Source organism: Mesorhizobium sp. M7A.F.Ca.AU.001.01.1.1 (assembly GCF_004022735.1).
In the GTDB taxonomy this organism is placed as follows: Bacteria; Pseudomonadota; Alphaproteobacteria; order Rhizobiales; family Rhizobiaceae; genus Mesorhizobium; species Mesorhizobium ciceri.
In genome coordinates this window covers 1-2,818 of record NZ_RZPF01000784.1, presented here as the reverse complement: position 1 = coordinate 2,818, position 2,818 = coordinate 1, and the positions used below count along the sequence as shown (strand labels likewise).

General features: G+C 63.6%; 3 protein-coding genes and 2 tRNA genes. 2 read left to right on the top strand and 3 right to left on the bottom strand.

All coding sequences use genetic code 11. From position 1 onward, the window contains the following. Positions 1-277 (top strand): YidB family protein (locus tag EN884_RS31745; protein ID WP_128360963.1); only part of this gene is annotated, 277 nt, incomplete at its 5' end. A gap of 76 nt (positions 278-353) precedes the next feature. Here EN884_RS31745 and EN884_RS31740 read toward each other — a convergent pair. Both EN884_RS31740 and EN884_RS31735 read right to left on the bottom strand, forming a co-directional pair. After that, positions 354-427: transfer RNA gene (locus EN884_RS31740), tRNA-Gly, on the bottom strand. Between the two features lie 89 nt (positions 428-516). Then, positions 517-601 (bottom strand) — tRNA-Tyr (locus EN884_RS31735). Between the two features lie 198 nt (positions 602-799). Between EN884_RS31735 and rlmB the strand changes: the two genes are divergently transcribed. Continuing rightward, a complete protein-coding gene (rlmB, locus tag EN884_RS31730) occupies positions 800-1,648 on the top strand; it encodes a 23S rRNA (guanosine(2251)-2'-O)-methyltransferase RlmB (RefSeq protein WP_063168075.1) in 849 nt (282 codons plus the stop codon). A gap of 110 nt (positions 1,649-1,758) precedes the next feature. On the opposite strand, the gene EN884_RS31725 is transcribed toward rlmB, so the two are convergent. Next, positions 1,759-2,676, bottom strand: a complete 918-nt coding sequence (locus EN884_RS31725; RefSeq protein WP_063168076.1) for a 2-hydroxy-3-oxopropionate reductase — start codon at positions 2,674-2,676, stop codon at positions 1,759-1,761. Positions 2,677-2,818 lie beyond the last annotated feature (142 nt).

The window sequence follows — 2,818 nt, the reverse complement described above, 5'->3', positions numbered from 1 at the left end:
CGGCCTGGGCGGACTGCTCGAAAAGCTCCGGGACGCCGGTCACGGCAACACCGCGGACTCCTGGGTCGGAACCGGCCAGAACCAGTCGATCAACGCCAACGATCTTGGCGCCGCGATCGGACCGCAGATCATCCGCGAGATCGCGCAACGGACCGGACTGGACGAGCAGGAACTGCTCAAGCAACTGTCCACCGCCCTGCCCGGCATCGTCGACAAGCTGACGCCGAATGGCCAGGTGCCGCAGCAGCACCAGGTCGCATCCGCGTTCAACAGCTGACGCGGCGCAGCCACGACAATTGGAGCGCTGCGCTTCGTGCGCAGTGCTTCGGCTTGCCGGTGATGGGATGAGTGTCTGGAGCGGGTAGCGGGAATCGAACCCGCATATTCAGCTTGGAAGGCTGCTGCTCTACCACTGAGCTATACCCGCGCCTTACCTGAAGTACCGGATTCATCCGAAAAGCGCCATGCACTTTTCGGTCCGATTCTTGTCGCGTTTCAGGGCTTCCGGGCCGGCAGTGGTGGAGAGGGTTGGATTCGAACCAACGTAAGCTAAGCTAACGGATTTACAGTCCGTCCCCTTTAACCACTCGGGCACCTCTCCAGTCTGCCGCCGGAGCCATGCAACGAGGCATTCACGCCGATCCGGACCCGAGTTATGTGTTCTCCGAAACCAGCGCAGCGCCTTATGGCGGCAAGGCCATTGGGTGTCAACCGCGCAGCCAGCGTTTTTCGATGTTGTTCGCCGGCTGTGACGGCGGGCCATATCCTTGGCCGGAGGACACCGCTATAGAAGCCAGCCATGAGCGATAAAACCAACACCCCCAAAGACACCCATTACGCCAAGCTGCGCCGCGCCTATCGCGACGAGAAAAGCGGCGGCGCGCCGGCGTTCCGGCCTCGACAGCCGGTTCCGCCGGGCGAAAATGCCGCGGACGGACTGGTGCGGCTCTACGGCCTGCACACGGTTCGCGCCGCACTCGACAATCCGCGCCGCAAGATCAGGAAGATGCTGGTGACGCGCAATGCGGCCGAGCGCCTCGAAATCGCCGATCTCGCCGCCCTGCCCTTCAAGACGGAACTGGTCGAACCCAGGGATATCGACAAGATCACAGGGTCGGATGCCGTGCATCAGGGTGTGCTGATCGAGGCCGAGCCGCTTAAAGCCAAGCGGCTCGATGCGCTTGGTGACGCGAATCTGGTGCTGGTGCTCGACCAGATCACCGACCCGCACAATGTCGGCGCCATCCTGCGCTCGGCGGTCGCCTTCGGCGCCGGCGCGCTGATCACCACGGCCCGCCACAGCCCGCAGGAATCGGGCGTGCTGGCGAAATCCGCCTCGGGCGCGCTGGAGCACATCGACCAGATCGAGGTGAAGAACCTCGCCGAAGCGCTCGGCCAGCTGCACGAGGCCGGCTTTCGCACCATCGGGCTTGATTCGGACGCGCCGGCCGAACTCGAAAAGAGCTTTGCCGGAGAAAAGATCGCCCTGGTGCTGGGCGCCGAAGGCAAAGGCCTGCGCCAGAAGACCCGCGAGACGGTGACCACGCTGGCGCGGCTCGACATGCCCGGCGCCATCCATTCGCTCAACGTATCGAATGCCGCGGCGATCAGCCTTTACGTGGCACGGGCATTTTTGAAGCGCGGCTAAGCCAAAAACATCTCGAAACGAGAAACGGGTTCCGGCCATAGACGCCGGAACCCGTTCTTCGATGGGCCAGGAGTTGGCGGCTTGGGAACGTTGCGCCGCCCTCTCCTGACCTATGCCGCTTTGCCCCGGGTGCCGGCTGCCTCGCTGCCGACCTCGAAATCGGCCATCCTCTCCAGCGCCCTGACCAGGGCCGAATGATCCTCCTTGGCGCCGCCATTGGCCGCGCAGGCGTTGAACAGCTGCTGCGTGGTCGACGTGTTGGGCAGCGACACGCCGAGCGCTTTCGCGCCCTCCAGCGCGAGGTTCAGATCCTTCTGGTGCAGTTCGATCCGAAAACCCGGGGCGAAGGTGCGCTTGACCATACGCTCGCCATGCACTTCCAGAATGCGCGAAGCCGCCAGCCCGCCCATCAGCGCCTGCCTGACCTTGGCCGGATCCGCGCCGGCTTTCGAAGCAAAAACAAGCGCTTCGGCGACGGCTTCAATGGTCAGCGCGACGACGATCTGGTTGGCCACCTTGGTGGTCTGGCCAACGCCGTTGGGCCCGACCAGGGTGATGTTCTTGCCTATCTTCTCGAACACGGGCTTGGCGCGCTCGAAGGGTTTCTCCTCGCCGCCGACCATGATGGTGAGCGACGCCGCCTTGGCGCCAACCTCGCCGCCCGAGACCGGCGCGTCGAGATAGTCGCAGCCTAGATCGTTGATTTTCCTGGCAAAAATCTTGGTCTCGATCGGTGAGATCGAGCTCATGTCGATGACCAGCTTGCCTTTGGTCAGACCGGACGCGACGCCGTTCTCGTGAAACAGCACATCGGCGACCTGCGGTGTGTCGGGCACCATCAGAATGATGATGTCGGCGGCCTTCGCCACGGCAGCATGGCCGGTGACTGACGTTAGGCCCTTGGCGACGAGATCGGCTGAGAGTTGCGATCGATGGTCGCTGGCTATGATCCTGTAGCCCGCGTCCAACAGGTGCCCCGCCATCGGTGCGCCCATGATGCCGAGGCCGATGAAGCCGATGGTTTCCATTTTGGTTCTCCAGTTGCTTGTGTGAAACGCCCCCTCATCCGGCCGCTAGCGCGGCCATCTTCCCCCGAGGGGAGAAGAGAAGCCGACGTTGGTGCCTGTCTCTTCTCCCCACCGGGGAGAAGGTGGCCCGAAGGGCCGGATG